The 16,562-nt window shown below is 68.4% G+C and carries 11 protein-coding genes; all 11 read right to left on the reverse strand.

Going from position 1 to position 16,562, the window contains the following annotated elements; genetic code table 11:
- The 11 genes from ACOOHF_RS04500 to ACOOHF_RS04550 all read right to left on the reverse strand — a co-directional run bounded on the left by ACOOHF_RS04500 (nt 1) and on the right by ACOOHF_RS04550 (nt 16,511).
- Nucleotides 1-1,779 (reverse strand): proline--tRNA ligase, encoded by a 1,779-nt coding sequence (locus ACOOHF_RS04500; RefSeq protein WP_420463547.1) that lies wholly within the window; start codon nt 1,777-1,779, stop codon nt 1-3.
- A gap of 535 nt (nt 1,780-2,314) precedes the next feature.
- On the reverse strand, nt 2,315-2,986 hold the full coding sequence (locus tag ACOOHF_RS04505) for a M50 family metallopeptidase (protein ID WP_419935948.1): 672 nt from the start codon (nt 2,984-2,986) through the stop codon (nt 2,315-2,317).
- 61 nt (nt 2,987-3,047) lie between these two features.
- On the reverse strand, nt 3,048-4,100 hold the full coding sequence (locus ACOOHF_RS04510) for a DUF402 domain-containing protein (RefSeq protein ID WP_420463548.1): 1,053 nt from the start codon (nt 4,098-4,100) through the stop codon (nt 3,048-3,050).
- 6 nt (nt 4,101-4,106) lie between these two features.
- Nucleotides 4,107-6,248 carry a 3-hydroxyacyl-CoA dehydrogenase NAD-binding domain-containing protein gene (locus tag ACOOHF_RS04515; protein WP_420463549.1) on the reverse strand — a complete coding sequence of 714 codons (2,142 nt, stop codon included), beginning with the start codon at nt 6,246-6,248 and terminating at the stop codon, nt 4,107-4,109.
- A 152-nt stretch (nt 6,249-6,400) separates the two neighbouring features.
- Nucleotides 6,401-7,162 (reverse strand): hypothetical protein, encoded by a 762-nt coding sequence (locus ACOOHF_RS04520; protein WP_420463550.1) that lies wholly within the window; start codon nt 7,160-7,162, stop codon nt 6,401-6,403.
- Between the two features lie 102 nt (nt 7,163-7,264).
- Nucleotides 7,265-8,209, reverse strand: a complete 945-nt coding sequence (locus ACOOHF_RS04525) for a M23 family metallopeptidase (protein ID WP_420463551.1) — start codon at nt 8,207-8,209, stop codon at nt 7,265-7,267.
- A 213-nt stretch (nt 8,210-8,422) separates the two neighbouring features.
- Complete coding sequence (gene metG / locus ACOOHF_RS04530) at nt 8,423-9,943, reverse strand: methionine--tRNA ligase (RefSeq protein ID WP_419935943.1); 1,521 nt, start codon at nt 9,941-9,943, stop codon at nt 8,423-8,425.
- 2 nt (nt 9,944-9,945) lie between these two features.
- On the reverse strand, nt 9,946-10,941 hold the full coding sequence (locus ACOOHF_RS04535; RefSeq protein WP_420463552.1) for a PSP1 domain-containing protein: 996 nt from the start codon (nt 10,939-10,941) through the stop codon (nt 9,946-9,948).
- A gap of 10 nt (nt 10,942-10,951) precedes the next feature.
- The gene (locus ACOOHF_RS04540) at nt 10,952-11,899 is read right to left on the reverse strand and encodes an acetyl-CoA carboxylase carboxyltransferase subunit alpha (RefSeq protein ID WP_420463553.1); all 948 of its coding nucleotides are present in this window, start codon (nt 11,897-11,899) and stop codon (nt 10,952-10,954) included.
- A gap of 63 nt (nt 11,900-11,962) precedes the next feature.
- Nucleotides 11,963-15,460 (reverse strand): DNA polymerase III subunit alpha, encoded by a 3,498-nt coding sequence (gene dnaE / locus ACOOHF_RS04545; protein ID WP_420463554.1) that lies wholly within the window; start codon nt 15,458-15,460, stop codon nt 11,963-11,965.
- Between the two features lie 22 nt (nt 15,461-15,482).
- On the reverse strand, nt 15,483-16,511 hold the full coding sequence (locus ACOOHF_RS04550; RefSeq protein WP_420463555.1) for a DUF4837 family protein: 1,029 nt from the start codon (nt 16,509-16,511) through the stop codon (nt 15,483-15,485).
- Between the last annotated feature and the right edge of the window lie 51 nt (nt 16,512-16,562).

A 16,562-nucleotide genomic window follows, 5' to 3' on the forward strand; every position in this document is an offset into this window, starting at 1 on the left:
TCAGCCGTCGAGCGTGAGGCGCGCCTGGAGGGCGTCGATCTCGCTCCGCAGCTCCGCGACGAGGTCTTCCAGCGGGACGATCCGGCTCTCCCTGACGCCCCGGTGGCCGAGTTCGGCCCCGCCCGCCGCCACCGAACGCTCGCCGATGACGAGGCGGAGGGGGAAGCCGCGCAGATCGGCGTCGTTGAACTTCACGCCCGCGCGGAGGTCCCGCCGGTCGTCGTAGAGGACCTCGATCCCGGCCGCGCACAGTTCGTCGAACACCCGGTCCGCGACCGACCAGGTTTCCTCCTCACGCGCCAGCCCCACCAGCGAGACGTGATAGGGGGCGACGGAGATCGGGAGCCGGAGCCCGTACTCGTCGTGGTGCTCCTCGGCGACGGAGGCGAGCAGGCGGCCGACGCCGATTCCGTAGGAGCCCATCCAGATCGGGCGCTCGACCCCTTCCTCGTCCGTGAACGTGGCCTCGAGTGCCTCCGAGTAACGGGTGCCGAGCTGGAAGATGTTCCCCACTTCCACGCCGCGAGCCATGCGCAGGCCCTCGCCGCACCCGCCGCACGGGGCACCCTCGAACGCGGCGGCGACCGGGCCGACGAGTGTGGGCTCGTAGTCGCGGCCACAGCAGACGTTGCGCAGGTGGTGGTCCGCCTCGTTCGCGCCCATCACGAGGTTGGGAGACGCGGCCACCCAGTGGTCGACGACGAAAATCGCCGCTCCGGGTTCGATGCCCACGGGCGAGGCAAAACCCGGCACCATACCGGTTTCCGCGATCTCTTCCTCGTGCGCCGGACGTAGTTCGAGCGCTCCCGTCAGGTTCTGGACCTGTATCGAGTTTGCCTCGAGGTCCCCGCGCACGATGGCCGCGATCAGCTTCTCCTCGCGGGCGTCGGCCTCCCGTCCGAAGCTGCCGACGTAGAACACCATCTTGGCGGTCTCTCGCGCGGAAATCCCGAGCAGCGCGGTGAGGTCGGCGATCGTGGCGGTCTCCGGGGTGTGTACGCGCTCCATCCGCGACATCTCCCCGTCCGCGGGCTCGAGCGTGAACTCGGCTACTTCCCGGTTCGCCGCATATCCGCAGGCATCGCACAGCGCGAGGCTGTCCTCGCCGATGGGCGTGACGTACATGAACTCGTGGGCGATCTTGCCGCCCATCATCCCGGTATCACTCTTCACGGCCGTCAGCGGCAGGCCGCAGCGGCGCCCGATGCGCTCGTAGGCCTCGTAGTGCCGGTCGTACTGCGCCTCGAGTCCCTCCCGATCCCGATCGAGCGAGTAGGAGTCCTTCATGGTGAACTCCCGTACACGGATCAGCCCGCCGCGTGAGCGGAGTTCGTCCCGGAACTTGGTCTGCATGTGATAGACCATGGCGGGGAGCTGGCGGTAGGACTGGATCTCGGAGGCCGTGTGAAAGGCCACCACTTCCTCGTGCGTCATCGCCAGCAGCATGTCGCGCTCGCGCCGGTCCACGAAGCGAGCCATGGTCGCGTCGATGTCGTACCAGCGACCCGTCGCCTGCCACAGCTCCGCCGGATGCACGACCGGCATCGACAGTTCCTGCCCGTCGATCCGATCCATCTCCTCGCGCAGGATCTGCTCGATCTTCCGGAGCGATCTCCAGGCGAGGGGAAGGTAGGAGAAGATGCCGGCGGCCAGCTGGCGCACGTAACCGGCCCTCAGGAGGAGTCTGTGAGATTCGATCTCGGCTTCCCCCGGGGCCTGCCGGAGGGTCACGCCGAAGAGATTGGAGACTCGCTGTCCAACGCGCTCGGTTCGATTCACGGGTCGATCGTTCAGAGGTGACGCGGGGCCGCCGGATGGGCGGAGAGACACGCGACGCTAACGGAACCGCTGTTCACGGGCCAGTTTCGCCATAAGATACGCGCCCCGTTCTCCTGCGAACGAAGCCACGACCTCAGCCCCGAGGAGCTTCCCGTGTCTCGAGTATCCGCAGCGACCGCCGCGAGGGGACCGGCGACCCTCGCCCTCGTAACCCTGCTGGCGGCACCCGCCGCAGCCCGGTCTCTCGGCGCCCAGGAAGCGAAGGGTCCGCCCTCGGAACTGGCGGCCGCTGGATCAAGGCGCAGTTCGACGAGATCTCCGCCGCCTGCGGCGGCTGTCTCGAAGTCTCGTACCAGACCTCGTACGTGGGCGGGACCGAGCGCATCCCCGATACGACCGCGGTCGTCAACGTGCTTGCGATCCAGCGGGGCACGACCCGTCGTCTTTCCGTGGCCGATCGGCGCCTATGAGCCGCTGCAGTGGCTGGGTCGCGACCCGGGGCCGGAGGACCACTGAACCCTCCCGGCGCCGGGAACTACGCGCGCCGCCAAGCCCAACGGAAGAGGAAGAAGCAGAACAGGAGAGCGACCGCGATCCACACGCCGCCCCAGACCATCGTCGGCACCCCCGTGAGTTCGGCGAGCATGCGTGCGTCCGAGCGCAGCTCCGGGCGGTCCAGGATGTCGCTCTTGATGTCGAGCACCGCGTACAGGCAACTGACGAGACCGAGCGTGGTCAGTACCCACCGACTGACTCTCCAGCCGCCGCGCCACGCGACGACGAGGAGCGCGGCGGCGAACGCCAGTCCGAACGCCGCCGCGAACGGCTCGCGCACGAAGATCAGCGTGACGCTCGCCACGGTCACCGCGATCGCCGCGGCGAGCCAGGCGCTGAAGGCCGGAAAGCGCTCCGCGCCCCAGATCATGAGTCCGCCCCAGAGGAGGCTCCCCAGGTAGCCTGCGGACAGCGCCACGAACGCGTTGCCCCCGGGGCACCGGCACGATCCGCCCTCGAGCGGCGTGATCTCGATGGCGAGAATCTCGCCTCCGGTCGCCAGCGTCGCCAACCCGTGACTGATCTCGTGGAGCAGGACGACGAACAGCTTGACCGGGTACACGAACGGCGTGTTCCAGAGGAACCAGACCGCGGCGAAGAGCACGCCGGAGACGGCCAGGAAGCGGAGTCGTCGTTTCGATCGGTCGTCCATGGATCTCCCGTACGGCCCGCGGCCGCCGCGTGTGTCGGTCGCCACGGAGCCCGGCGGTTCGCTAGAGCAGGAAGACGAGCGCGAGCAGCGTCATCCCCACCCCCGCCAGGGCGAAGACCGGCACCTCCCGGTCGAACCAGCAGCGGCTGACGGCAAAGATAAGCGAGAAGAGCCCCAGGGTCCCGTACACGGGAAGCAATACCTCCGACCATTCCGCCCGCGAATTGAGGCCGAGTACCGCGAGTCCCGAGGCCAGGGTGGCGACGAAGAGCGAGCGCTCGTCCAGCAGCGGCGGCTGCGGCCAGCGTGTGGCGGGCAGCCGGCCCGAGAGCGCGAACGGCGCCAGCAGGAGGGCCTCGCACAGAATCGCCACTTTCCAGATCTGCTGCGCCGGCCCCGCGACCAGGAACGCGTCGCTGAAGGCGGCGAAACCCATCGATGTCGCGGACGCGGCTCCCATCACATAGAGGCCGTAGGCGATGATGCGCCCCGAGATGCGCGCGGCGTGAAAGGTCCCCGGGGCATCCCGCCGCAGTCGCAGCGCCGGCACCATTTCCACCGGCCAACATCGGACGCCCGCGGGGAGCCACCGGGAGCGTCGCGTCGCCGCGAGCAACCGCCCTCCGAGCGCGCGTACTTCTCCGGCCTCGCGCGCGGAGAACTCCCCGCGCTCGACCGCCGCGCGCAGTTCCTCCTCATCGAGCAACACACCCCGGCCGTCCGCGGGCACCCACACGTCGAGATAGAGATCCTCGATGACCCAGGGCGGCGATTCCATCCGCGGGGGCCGTATGAGGTTGATGTAATAGCCCTGGAACGTCCCTCGCGCGTGGTGGAAGGCACCGATCTCGAACGGCTTCCCGGGCCACAGATACCACATGAGCAGTGAACCCGGGCGGAGGGTCGTGGAATCGTCGATCCTCACGGGCGGGAACCCGGCGTCGAGAAGTTGAAGCGTGATTTTCAGCTCGGGGCCGTCTGCCAGCAGTTCCTGACGGAACCGTTTTATGTCGGCGCCTCGGTGGACCCCCACATCCACGAAGGGCGCCGTGTCGGGGATCCGCCGGGCAGCCCGCAGCGCCCGTCGGCGTGCGCCGAAGAGGTCGAAGCCCACCCGGGGCTAAGCGGCGGTGAGCGAACCGCCCGCGTCCGCAACCCTGTCCAACGCCGGCGCCGGAGAGAACCGCTCGCCACGGAGGTCGCTCAACTCCCGCAGGCGGTCGCGGACCGAGCGGACGCCCAGCGCTTCGGCCCAGGCCAGCGGACCGCCCCGGTACGGCGGGAAACCCGTACCCAGGACCATCGCGAGATCCACATCTCCCGCGCGGGCGACGACGCCCTCCGAGAGCGCGTACATGGCCTCGTTCACGAGGATCAGCAAACAGCGGTCGACGATCTCCGCCGTCTTCACGCCGCGGCGCCTGGAGGCGAACGCGCGGGAAACCTCCCGGTCGACCCTTTCCTCCCGACCGGAGTACGTGTAGAAGCCGCGGCCGTTCTTCTTCCCCAGCCGGCCCAGATGCGTGAGCGTGTCGAGCGCCGGCGACGGTCTCATGCGGTCCCCGAACGCGCGAGTCATCTCCTTCGCGACGTGCCCCGCGATATCGAACCCGATCTCGTCCAGCAGTCGGCATGGACCCATCGGCATCCCGAACTCCTTCAGCGCCCGGTCGATTCCGGCCACGTCGGCTCCATCGGCGAGGAGGTACCCGGCCTCGTTCAGGTAGGTCGCCAGCAGTCGGTTGACGAGAAAGCCGGGTCGGTCGGCCACTAGCACCGCGGTCTTGCCGAGTCTCTCCGCCAGTCCGAACGCGGTGGCGAGCGCCGCCTCCGAGGAGGACTCGGTGCGGATGATCTCCACGAGCGGCATGCGGTGGACCGGATTGAAGAAGTGCAGGCCCACGACGTTCTCCGGCCGGGCGGCTGCACGAGCCAGCTCGGTCACCGACAACGAGGAGGTGTTCGTTGCGAAGACGGCTCGCGGCGGGAGCACCTTCTCTACTTCCCGCAGGACCTGCTGCTTCACGGGCAGTCGTTCGACGACCGCCTCGACGACCACATCGACCTCGTCGAACTTCTCGTACGTGAGCGTCCCGTGGACGAGGGCGAACTTCAGACCGACTTCCGCGGGAGCGATGATGCCGCGCTTCCCCGCCTTCTGCAGCAGCTCGCTCGCGTGCCGAAGGCCCACGTCGAGCGCGTCCTGCTCGATATCCTTGAGGATGACGGAGATGTCGTTCGCGGCCGCGAGTTCCGCGATCCCTCCGCCCATGACGCCCGCGCCGAGTACGGCGACCCTTTCGATCGCCCCCGCCTGCGCGGCGATCTCGGGGGCCAGGGCCTTCCGGGCCGCCCGACCCAGTCTGAAGAGCCGCACGAGATTCCGGCCCACGTGGGTCGTCGCCACCTGTCCGAGAGCCTTCGCCTCGATCGCGAGCGCCTCGTCGATCCGCAGGTCCATGGTCTCCCGGATCACATCGATCGCCGCCAGCGGGGCTGGATATCGCCCCTCCGTGGCGGCCAGAACCCGCTTTCGGGCACCACGGAACAGGAAGCGCCGCCCCAGCCCCGTGCCTTCCAGCAGTCGATCCCGCGTGGACAGACCGGGTTGCAGCCGCTCGACCTGGCCGAGCACCGCGTCCAGCGCCACCGTGGCGATGGCGGCACGGAATCCCTCCCGCGGGACGACCTGATCCACGAGGCCGTACCGGTGCGCGGTCGTGGCGGACAGGCTCCTCCCGGTGAGGATCATGGTGAGGGCGCGTTGAATACCGATGAGCCGCGGAAGCCGGACCGACCCTCCGAAGCCGGGAATCAACCCGAGTCGAACTTCCGGCAGTCCGATCCGGGTGCTCGGCGAGTCCGAGGCGACGCGCCAATCGCAGGCCAGGGCGAGTTCCGTGCCTCCCCCGAGACAAACTCCGTCGATCGCCGCGATCTTCGGCACCCCGAGCCTTTCCAGCCGCCGGAATATCCGCTGACCCTCGGCGCTCTTCGCGCGGCCGTCCTCCGCATCCTCGATCTCCGCGATCTCGTCCACGTCGGCGCCGGCGATGAAGGTGCCGGGTTTTCCGCTCCACAGGACCACGGCAATCGGATAGCCGGTCGCGATGCGCGACTCGAGTTCCGCCAGACGTCGGTTGAGGGAGCGCATGAGGCCGGAGTCGAGCAGATTCACCCGTGAGTCGGGTGTGTCGAAGATCAGCCAGGCGATCTTGTTCGAGTCGATCTCAAGCCTGAGCGGGACAGGCGTCTCGACCATGCGTAACCCGGCGATCTAGCGGGCGGGGCTGCGAGCGCACGAGATGCGCGGCGCCCGATCACGACGGGACCGGCGGGTCGTGACGAACCCCGCCGGCCACTCGCAGCGGGGCAGCGCGAGCTTCCCCGCCAAGTCTTTGGCCATGTCTCCGGCTAGCAGCGCTGACGGACGCCCTGGCGGAGTTCGGCGTTCCCGGACCGCAGACGCAGCGTGTCGGGCGAAGCCCCTTCCACCACGACGTTCCAGTAGAGTTCGCCGGCGGCGGTGTTCAGGCGGGCGTGGACCCACCACGGACCACCCGACGCCGCGGCGGAGGCCACGCCATCCGCGTCCGTCGTATCCGCCATCACCTCGCGGCCGAGTGCCACGAGCAGGTCGGCTTCCACGTCGCCGTACTCGGCGAAGGCCACTTCTTCCCAGGAGTCGATGACGATGCAGACGGAATCGATCCGTTGCTGGTTGACCTGCTGCATGTCGTCGAAGTCGTCGAACGCCGCCTGACGCCGGCGGTTCAGCGCCCGCTCCTCATCTTCCAGGTCCCCGAACTGGCTGAACAGTTCCAGATATTCCCGACTGCGATCATCGAGGTCCTCGAGGCGCTCCGTGATCGTCCGCATTTCATCGCGGACGTTGTTCCAGTTCATCTCCGCCTCGCTCCACATGTCCCGCAGTTCGCGCTCCGCCGTCGACGCCTCCTCGAGATCCGCCGGGATCGGGGGCTCGGGCGTCGCGGCCTGCGAGGAGATGACCACGAACAGGGAGTCGCGATCAAAGGGGAGGAACTGGACTTCGAGATCATCGACCGGCGCGGCATCGGCGCCTTCCGCCAACACCTGCACGGTGATTCTGCCGCCACATGCGGTCAGCAGAGGGAGAGTCGCCAGCAGAGGGATCGCGAAACGCAACTTCGACATTCGATCAGGCTCCCGGTTCGAGTCTTCCAGAATGGTGACGACCGCGGTTCCCCACCCGCGAACGGATGGGGACCGCAGGGAGACGAATGTAAGGAGCTTCCGCTAGCGGCGGTAGCTGTCGTCGAGGAAAAAGCGGACGGGATTCAGGGCACGGTCGTGACGCCGCACCTCGTAGTGAAGATTCGGCCCGGTGGCCTCACCGGTGTCGCTCACCTCGCCGATCACGTCCCCGCGGCGGACCTCGGCGCCCACCCGAACACCGACACGCCCCAGGTGCGCGTAGCGACTCTGATATCCGTCGCCGTGATCGATCTCCACCAGGCGCCCGTAGCCGCTCCGCGAGCCGGCGAAGGTGACCCGGCCGGCCCCCGTCGCCACGACGAGGCTGCCGAAATCGGCCGAGATGTCGACGGCGGTGTGCGGCCGGCGAACCCCGAGCAGGGGGTGCAGGCGATTGTGGCTGAACCCCGAGGAAATCCAGGAGTCCTCCGCGATCACCGGCCAGATGGACGGGATGCGCTGATATCGCTCGCGCATCGCTCCGACCGAGTCCGCCGCCTCGGCCAGACTGGCTCCGAGAAGGTCGGCTCTCCGCAGCAGCTGCTCGAGGTCGACCGCGACATCTCCCGCGTCGCGCGCGAGGGCGGGCGCGACCTCGAAGAACTCATCTTCCGCCGGGGCGCCGCCTCCGGGCCCTCCCACGCCCACCGAGTAGACGTCCGGATCGAGCAGCGGAAGGCCGGCCAGGAGCCGGAACCTCTGCTCTCGGGCGGAAAGATCGTCGAGCGCCCGGCCCAACTGGTCGCTCCGGCGCTCCATGGCCCTGAGGCTGCCGATGAGTTGCTGGTTCTCGGCCCGATAGCGAGCGAGGCTCTCGACGGCATCCCTTCGTCCCAGCACACTGATGAAGAGGGCCGAGGCGAGGAATACGAGCGTCGCCCCACCCCACAGGATGGCCTTGGCCGTGCGCTTCCTGAACCTGAAGGTCCGGGTGCGCCTGCTGCCCGCGGGCAGTATCTGAATCGTCCAGTAAGACGGTTTATTCAATCTTCCAGCCACAAGTCAAGTGAACGGCGACCCGGCGCCTCGGTCCCACGGGGGCTCTGCGTCCTGGTCGGGTCGCCGGGAATTCGCCGCGAAACGTAACTGCGCTCATGCAGCCGCAGTACAGACCGATAAAGCTACTCGCCGACGACACCAAGTGTCAAACTCGTTACTCCGTGTTACCGCGGATGTGCAAAGGGGGTTCCACCGCACCCGCTAGAGACGGGGGAACAGCACCGGGCCGGGCCGAACCGACTCCAGAAGCCCCACCGCGTGTTCGAGGTCCGCGAACGGAGGTGGCGGCCCGGCTCCCCCCAGGGCACGCCAGAGTTCCGCGGCCTTGCGTGGGGTGAACGGGGCCAGCATCGAGGCGATGGCGCCCAGCGCCGCCATGAGTTGCGCCAATACGCCGTCGAGCACATCCGGGCTCGCCCCGGCCCGCTCGGCCTTGGCCAGCGCCCACGGCTTCGTCTCGTCCACGAACCCGTTCGCCGCGCGCACGACGTCGAACGCGGCCCCCAGACCCCGGTGCAGCAGATAGCCGTCCATTGCGTTGTGATACTCCGAGAGGGCGAGCGATGCCTTCTCCGCGAGTTCTCCCCCCCGCAGCGGAGGTACGCCGCCTTTCCGGTACCGGGAGACCATTGAAACGACGCGGTTGAGGAGGTTCCCGAGGTCGTTCGCCAGGTCCGTCGTGTAACGCCGGTCGAACTGTTCGACGAAGGCTTCCGCGGACGGGAAGTCGCGGTCGCCGTCCCAGGGCACCTCCCGCATCAGGAAGTAGCGCAGCGCGTCCGGACCGTGACGTCCGATGAGTTCGATGAGACCGAGTTCGGTTCCCGCCGACTTGGAGAGCTTGGCCCCGCCGATCTTCACGAAGCCGTGACCCCAGACGCATCTCGCCGGTTCGACGCCCGCCGCCATCAGCATGGCGGGCCAGTAGACGCAGTGAAAGCGGGTGATGTCCTTGCCGATGATGTGGAGGTCCGCGGGCCAGGATTTCGCGAACGCCTCGCCGTCCGGATAGCCGATCGCCGTGATGTAGTTCGAGAGCGCGTCCAACCATACGTAGACCGTATGGTCCTCGTCCCCCGGGAAGGGGACGCCCCAGCGGATCCGGGAGCGGGAGGCGGAGATATCGTCGAGGCCGGCCTCGAGCAGCCGCGTGATCTCGTTACGCCGCGTCCGGGGGCGCACCCAGCCGGGGTCGTCCCGCAGGCGGGCGAGCAGCGCGTCCCGGTAGGCGGAGAGCCGGAAGAACCAGTTGTCCTCTTCGGTCCATTCCACTTCGCGACCGGGGTGGAGCGGACACCCGCCGTCCTCGAGTTCTTCTTCCTTCTTGAACGCCTCGCACCCGGCGCAGTAGTAGCCCTCGTACTTCGCGCGCCGGAAATCGCCGTTCGCCGCGATACGCTTCATGAGCGTCGTGAGCCCGCGGTGGTGGCGCGGCTCCGACGTACGGATGAAGTCATCGTTCGAGAGTCCAAGGCGATCCCAGACCTCGAGAAAGGACTCCGCGATGCGGTCGACCCACGCCTGCGGGCTCGATCCGTTCTTCTCCGCCTCCTGCTGAACCTTCTGGCCGTGCTCGTCCATCCCGATGAGGAAGTGCACGTCGTCCCCGCGGGCGCGGCGATACCGGGCTATGACGTCGGCGCCGATCTTCTCGATCGCGTGCCCCAGATGCGGGTCGCCGTTCGAGTAGTCGATGGCTGTGGTGAGGTAGAACCGGGGCAAGGTCAGCGGTCCAGTTCGGCGCGGCGGGTGGCCCGCCTCTCCTTCCGGAGCTGGTCGAGAGGAATGGTGCGCACCTCTCCGTCGCCACCCTGAAGCGAGATGGTCTCACGGAAGATGTCCCAGGACTTCACACTCTCCCGCCCCTTCGCCGTACGGATCGTCCTGCCGACGGGCGGGAAACGCTTCTTCGCCTGCGCGTACACCGCGTGTTCGTAGCGCAGACAGTTCATGAGACGCCCGCAGGCGCCCGAAATCTGGCTCGGATTGAGCGAGAGCCCCTGGTCCTTGGCGAGCTGGAGCGTTACCGGCTCGATCGAGGTGAGCCACGACCGGCAGCACAGTTCGCGGCGACACCGGCCGAGTCCGCCGAGGCGGCGCGCCTCATCGCGAACCCCGATCTGCCGGAGTTCGATCCTGGTTCGGAAGGAGCGCGCCATGTCCCGCACGAGCGCGCGAAAGTCGACCCTCTTCTCGGCCGTGAAGTACACGGTGAGCTTGTTGCGGTCCCACTGCCACTCCGCCTCGCTCACCTTCATGCGGAGCCGGTGCTTCACCACGAGTTCCCGCGTGCGCCTCCGCACCTCGAGTTCCTGGTCGCGAAGCTGCAGGAGTCGCAGCACATCGGCGGGCGCCGCGCGGCGAACGACCCGGCGGGAGGGCGGCGGCACGTGCCGGACCCCCACATGGTCGCAGCCGCCCTCGCAGGCGAGGTCCTCGGAGGCCGCGGCCCGCTTCACCCGACCGATGTCCTGCCCGCGATCGGCCTCCACGACGACGTATTCCCGCTCCGCCAGCGGTCGAACCCCGGTGAAGGAGAAAAAGTCCGAGCGCAGGCCCTTGAACTGCACTTCCAGGATCTGGCCCGGCGCTCCCGCCGGAGGACCCGGCGCGGGGACGGACCCCGGCGCGGGGCGCGGCGCGGAGGCGGGGGCGGCCGGCGCTCGCGCGGAGTGCGGGGGGCGGGGCCGCGCGGGGCGCGGTCGTCTGTCCTCCCTCATGTCTCCCCCCTCAGCTCTCTTCCCACACGCCCATGGCGTAGTACTTCTCCCGCCGCGTCTCGACGAGTTCGCGCGCGTCCAGCTTCGAGAGTTCCCGCAGGTGGCGCCGGATCGCGGCGCCCATCGCTTCCACGGCGGCGGCCGGGTCGTTGTGCGCCCCGCCTCGGGGCTCCGGGATGACCTGATCCACGACATCCAGATCCTGAAGATCGCTGGCCGTGAGCCTGAGGGCTTCCGCCGCCTGGTCGGCGTGGTCCCGGCTCCGCCACAGGATCGCGGCGCACCCCTCGGGCGAGATCACCGAGTAGATCGCGTTCTCCATCATCAGCACCCGGTCCGCCACGCCGATCCCCAGCGCGCCGCCCGAGCCGCCCTCGCCGATCACGCAGCTCACGATGGGGACGCGGAGGCCGGCCATCACGGCCAGGTTCCTCGCGATCGCTTCCGCCTGGCCCCGCTCCTCGGCGCCGATACCGGGATACGCGCCCTGCGTGTCGATGAAGGTGACGAGGGGGCGGCCGAACTTCTCCGCCAGTTCCATGAGGCGCTTCGCCTTCCGATACCCCTCGGGGTGCGGAGAACCGAAGTTGCGCCGCAGGTTCTCCTTCATCCCCCGGCCCTTCTGATGGCCGATCACCATCACCGAGCCACCGCCGAGCTTGAGCCAGCCCCCGACGATGGCGGGGTCGTCGCGGAAGGCGCGGTCCCCTTTCAGCTCGAAGAAATCGGTGCCGATCCCGTCGATGTAGTCGAGGGAGAAGGGCCGGTCCTGGTTGCGGGCGAGCTTGACGCGATCGAAGCGGGAGAGCCGGGCCATCGCCTCATCATGCGCGGCGGCGAGCTGGGCCTCCAGCGGCTGCAGCTCGGCGCTGACGTCGATGCCGCGCTCCCTGGCCTTGTTCCGAAGCTCCTCGACGTGGCCGCGGAGTTCTGCCAGCCCTTCCTGTTCTGTCGACATGCGCGATGGTCCTTCGTCCGGGGCCGGCGCCGTTCGCGGGGGACGCGGACAAGGTGGCCCCGATCAGCGACTCCGGACCAGCTTCACCCCGCTGCCCAGCAGCGCCCGGAGTCCCTCGACCAGAGCCGGGGTCGGCGAGACACGCAGCGTTCTGGAAGCAAATCTGGGCGTGCTCGCCTCCTCGCGCACCTCGGCCGGCCCGCCATTGACCGCCCTCCACTCCAGGTACAGGGGGCCGCGTCCCCGAGAGGCCTCCAGCAGTTCCCGGGCCCTGTCGAACGCACCCGGCTCGGGCGGCTCATCCTCGCGGAGTTCGATCAGGATCCCCACCTGTCCCTCGTCCCGCACGTCCGCCAGGGGTCGCACGGAATCGAGGAAGATGGGCGGATCCTCGTCATCTCGCGAGTTGCCCGACACCGTGCCCATGATCAGGACGGGCCGGTCATCGGTCAGGAGGTCGCGATTCTGTTGCCAGATGTCCCCGAAGGCGAGGGTCGTCGCCGTGCCGTGGAAATCCTCGATCGTGAGGCGCGCCCATTCGCGTCCGTCCTTGCGCGCGGTGCGAACCGACGCCTCCGTGATCACGCACGGGATCTCGACGGCGCGGTCGCGGTGCTCGGGCAGACTCGTCGTCCTGGCCTCGACGGCGTAGAGGTCGACGAGATCCCGGTAGCGTTCCAGCGGGTGTCCGGAAATGTAGAACCCGAGGCGCTCCTTCTCCTCCCGAAGCCGGTCCGACTCGCTCCATGCGGGGACGGCGGGAAGATCCACCGGCGGGCGCGCCACCTCGGCCGCGTCGCCGAAGAGACTGGTCTGGCCGCTCTCGGTCTCCTGCCGCCGGAGTTGCGCCTCGTTCATCATGACGTCCAGCCCCTCGACGAGCGCCGCCCGGTCGCCGAGGTCGTCCACCGCGCCCGCTCCGATCAGGGCCTGGATCACGCGCGAGTTGTTGAGGCGGAGGTCGATCCGCTCGAGAAAGTCCAGGAAGTTCTCGAACGGGGCCTCCTCGCGCGCGGCCGCGATCGACTGGATCGCGGAGTGCCCCACACCCTTGATCGCCCCCAGCCCGAAGCGAATCGCCGATTTCCCGGAGTCGTCGGGGTCGTCGACCACGGTGAAGCGATAGCCGGACTCCTTCACCGATGGGGGAAGGACACGGATACCGAGCAGTCGGGACGCGCCGATGTAGGAGACGACCGCGTCCGTGCTTCCGATCTCCGACGAGAGCAGGCCGGCCATGAACTCGGCCGGGTAATGCGCCTTCAGCCATGCGGTCCGGTAGGAGAGGAGCGCGTATGCGACGCTGTGCGCCTTGTTGAAGCCGTAGCGGCCGAAGGTCCGGATGAGTTCGGCGATCTCGCGGGCCTTCGCCTTCGCCACGCCCCGCTCGACCGCGCGCGCGACGAACTCGCCCAGCACGCGGTCCGTCAGTTCCGCGTCCTTCTTTCCCACCGCCTTCCTGAGGACATCGGCTTCGGCGAGCGTGAAGCCGGCAAGCAGGTTGGCGGCGCGCATCACCTGCTCCTGATAGGTGATGACCCCGTACGTCGGCTCGAGGATTTCCGCGAGGTCCGGGTGAGGGTATTCGACGGGCTTGAAGCCGCGCTTGCGGGCGATGTAGACGTCCGTCATCCCCGAATCGAGCGGACCGGGACGGATGAGTGCGTTGACCGCGACGAGGTCGTCGAACCGGTCGCAGCGCATGGCGCGCAGCTTGTCCGTCGCGAGGCTGGACTCGAACTGGAACACGCCGCTCGTACGGCCGGCGGCGAGCATCCCGTACACCGCGGGGTCATCGAGCCCGATCTCCTCCCAGTCGACCCGGATGCCGTGCCGCTCCTCGACGTTCCGCGCCGCGTCGGCGATCACGGTCAGCGTGCGCAGGCCCAGGAAGTCCATCTTGAGCATGCCCGCCTTCTCGAGCGCGTTCATGTCGAACTGCGTGATCACCGTGTCCGCGCTGGTGCGGGTGTCCGAGTAGACCGGCACGTAGTCGTCGAGCGGCCCGGGCGCGATCACGACGCCGGCCGCGTGCACCGAACTGTGACGCGACAGTCCCTCCATCCGCTCGGCGTAGTCGAGCAGCTTCGTGACCTGCGGATCCTCCCGGTCGAGTTCGGCGAGTTCCCCCACCTTCTTCCTCGCCTGGGACACGGTGAGCGAGAAGCCCGGACTCGACGGGACGAGCTTCGCGAGCTTGTCCGTGTCGGAGGGTGAGAAGCCGAGCACGCGGCCCACGTCCCGGATCACCGCCCGCGCCTTCATGGTTCCGAAGGTGATGATCTGGCCTACGGAGGCCTGGCCGTACTTCTGGCGCACGTAGTCGATGACCTCGCCGCGCCGCTCGTAGCAGAAGTCGATGTCGATGTCCGGCATCGAGATGCGCTCGGGATTGAGAAACCGCTCGAACAGGAGGTCGAATTCGAGCGGATCCACGTCGGTGATCCCGAGCGTGTAGCAGATGATCGAGCCCGCCGCGGACCCTCGGCCGGGTCCGACCGGAATCCCCCGCTCGCGCGCCGCGACGATGAAGTCCCAGACGATGAGCAGGTATCCCGCGTACCCCGTGTTCTCGATCACCTCCAGTTCGTACCCGAGACGGGCGCGGACCGGATCGGGTAGCGGGTCGCCGTACTTCGCCCGCGCCCCCTGCGTCGCTTCGTGACGCAGCATCTCCATCGGATCGGAGAAGCGGTCGGGGAGGGGGAAGGTCGGCAACTGGTACTGCTTCTCGACCTTCACCTCGCAGCGTTCCGCGATGCGGACCGTCTCGGCGAGCAGGCCCGGCATGTCGGGGAACAGTTCGGCCATCTCCTCGGCCGTCTTGAAGTAGCTCTCCTCGCCGTGGAAGCGCAGCCGGTCGGGATCGTCCTTGTCCTTCCCCGTCCCGATGCAGAGGAGGGTGTCGTGGACGTCCGCGTCCTCGCGCCGCATGTAGTGCGCGTCGTTCGTCAGCACGAGGGGGAGCCCGAGTTCCTCGGAGAGCTGGATGATGCCCCGGTTCACCTGGTCCTGCTGCGGGATCCCGTGGTCCTGCAGTTCGAGCCAGTACCGGTCGCTGAACACGCGGGCGTGCCACTCCGCGGTGCGTTTCGCGTCGTCGTAGCGCTCGTGCTGGAGGTAGCGGGCGACCTCGCCGGCGAGACACGCGGACAGACAGATGAGGCCCTCGGCGTACTCCTCGAGGACCGCGTGATCGATCCGCGGCCGCCGGTAGAAGCCCTCCGTGTAGCCGATCGAGGAGAGCTTGATGAGGTTCGAGTAACCGGTCCGGTTCGCGGCGAGCAGGACGAGGTGCGCGTAGTTGGCGGGGGCACCCGGCTCCATCTTGCGGGCGCGCCGGTCGCCGTACGCGACGTAGGCTTCGCAGCCGATGATCGGCGTGATGCCCTTCGCGCGGGCCTTCTCCTGGAACTCCCAGGCGCCGAACAGGTTGCCGTGGTCGGTGAGGGCGAGCGCGGGCATGCCGAGCGCGACCGCCCGGTCGACCAGATCGTCGATCCGGTTCGCGCCGTCGAGCAGCGAGTACTCGCTGTGCGTGTGAAGATGAACGAACTGCATTATGCGGTCTGCGGCGTCCCGGCTATCCGCCGGTCACGCAGCGGAACGACCCGAGGATTTGCTGCAACTGCAGCATGTACTCGTATTTGGGCCGGTTCGGCGAGTAGAGCCAGGCATCGACGACGTACGTGCGCGCCGGGCAGTCGACCAGCCAGACGATGAACGGTCCGGCCGCGGGGAAGTCGCCGGCTTCATCCTGCCAGATGCCGGTCACTTCCAGAGCCGGGTGGCCCTCCCACAGGAAGCTGACCACGCTCGAACTCGTGTCGTCGATCCGCTGCGGGACGTTGTAGTGCGTGCCATCGAACTCGGCGCGCCATTCGAGCGCCAGTTCCTTCGTCAGCGAGTCGACGCCGGGGCGCCACGCGACGAGGATCGAACGGATGAGCTCGCTGGGCTCGGGGTTGTCGTTGCGGAGGATGACGAGGCTGTCCCCGCCGCCCAGGTCCCGCGCGACCCGGTCGTACACCTCGGGCACCTGGATGGAGAACCCGAACCTGCGTCCGAGATCGGCGGCGAGGGCGGTATCCGGCGGCGTCGCGAACATCCTGCGCAGCACGTATTGGCGGTAGCTCGTGTCCACCGCGTTGAGCACCGAGGGCAGCGCCGCGATCCAGGACTCGGCCTCGCGCCCGCCGCGGAGCAGCACCGCGGTCACGGTCTGGCCCAGCGCCCACACGTTCCGCGTCTGGAAGACCCGGCCCGGTTCCAGCGCCGCGAGATCCTGGTCCGCGGCGGACGCCGCCTCCATGAGGAGCGGATCGTCCTCCGTCCCGAACACCAGCACGTTGCGGAAGAGGATCAGATCGATCGCGCTCGGGTGCCCGGGATCGACCGAACTGACCTCGTACTGCCTCTCGTCACGGGTCGTGAAGATCGTCGGCTCGAGGACCGCCCGCGTCTCCTCCTCCACCTGTTGCCAGAGCGACTCGGAGCCGAAGATGATGAGGCTGTTCGCCTCCCCGAAGGCCGTCTGCTTGCTGCAGCCGGAGAGGCCGAGGAGAGTGGCCGAGAGAAGCGCCGCGCGGGTGCCGAGGGGATGAATTCGCATGCGGTGGAAGCTAGACCGCGGCGCGGGGGTCGGCAAACGGAGTCGGCGCGT

Origin of the sequence: Candidatus Palauibacter sp., from assembly GCF_965216145.1 — a bacterium.
Classification (GTDB): Bacteria; Gemmatimonadota; Gemmatimonadetes; order Palauibacterales; family Palauibacteraceae; genus Palauibacter.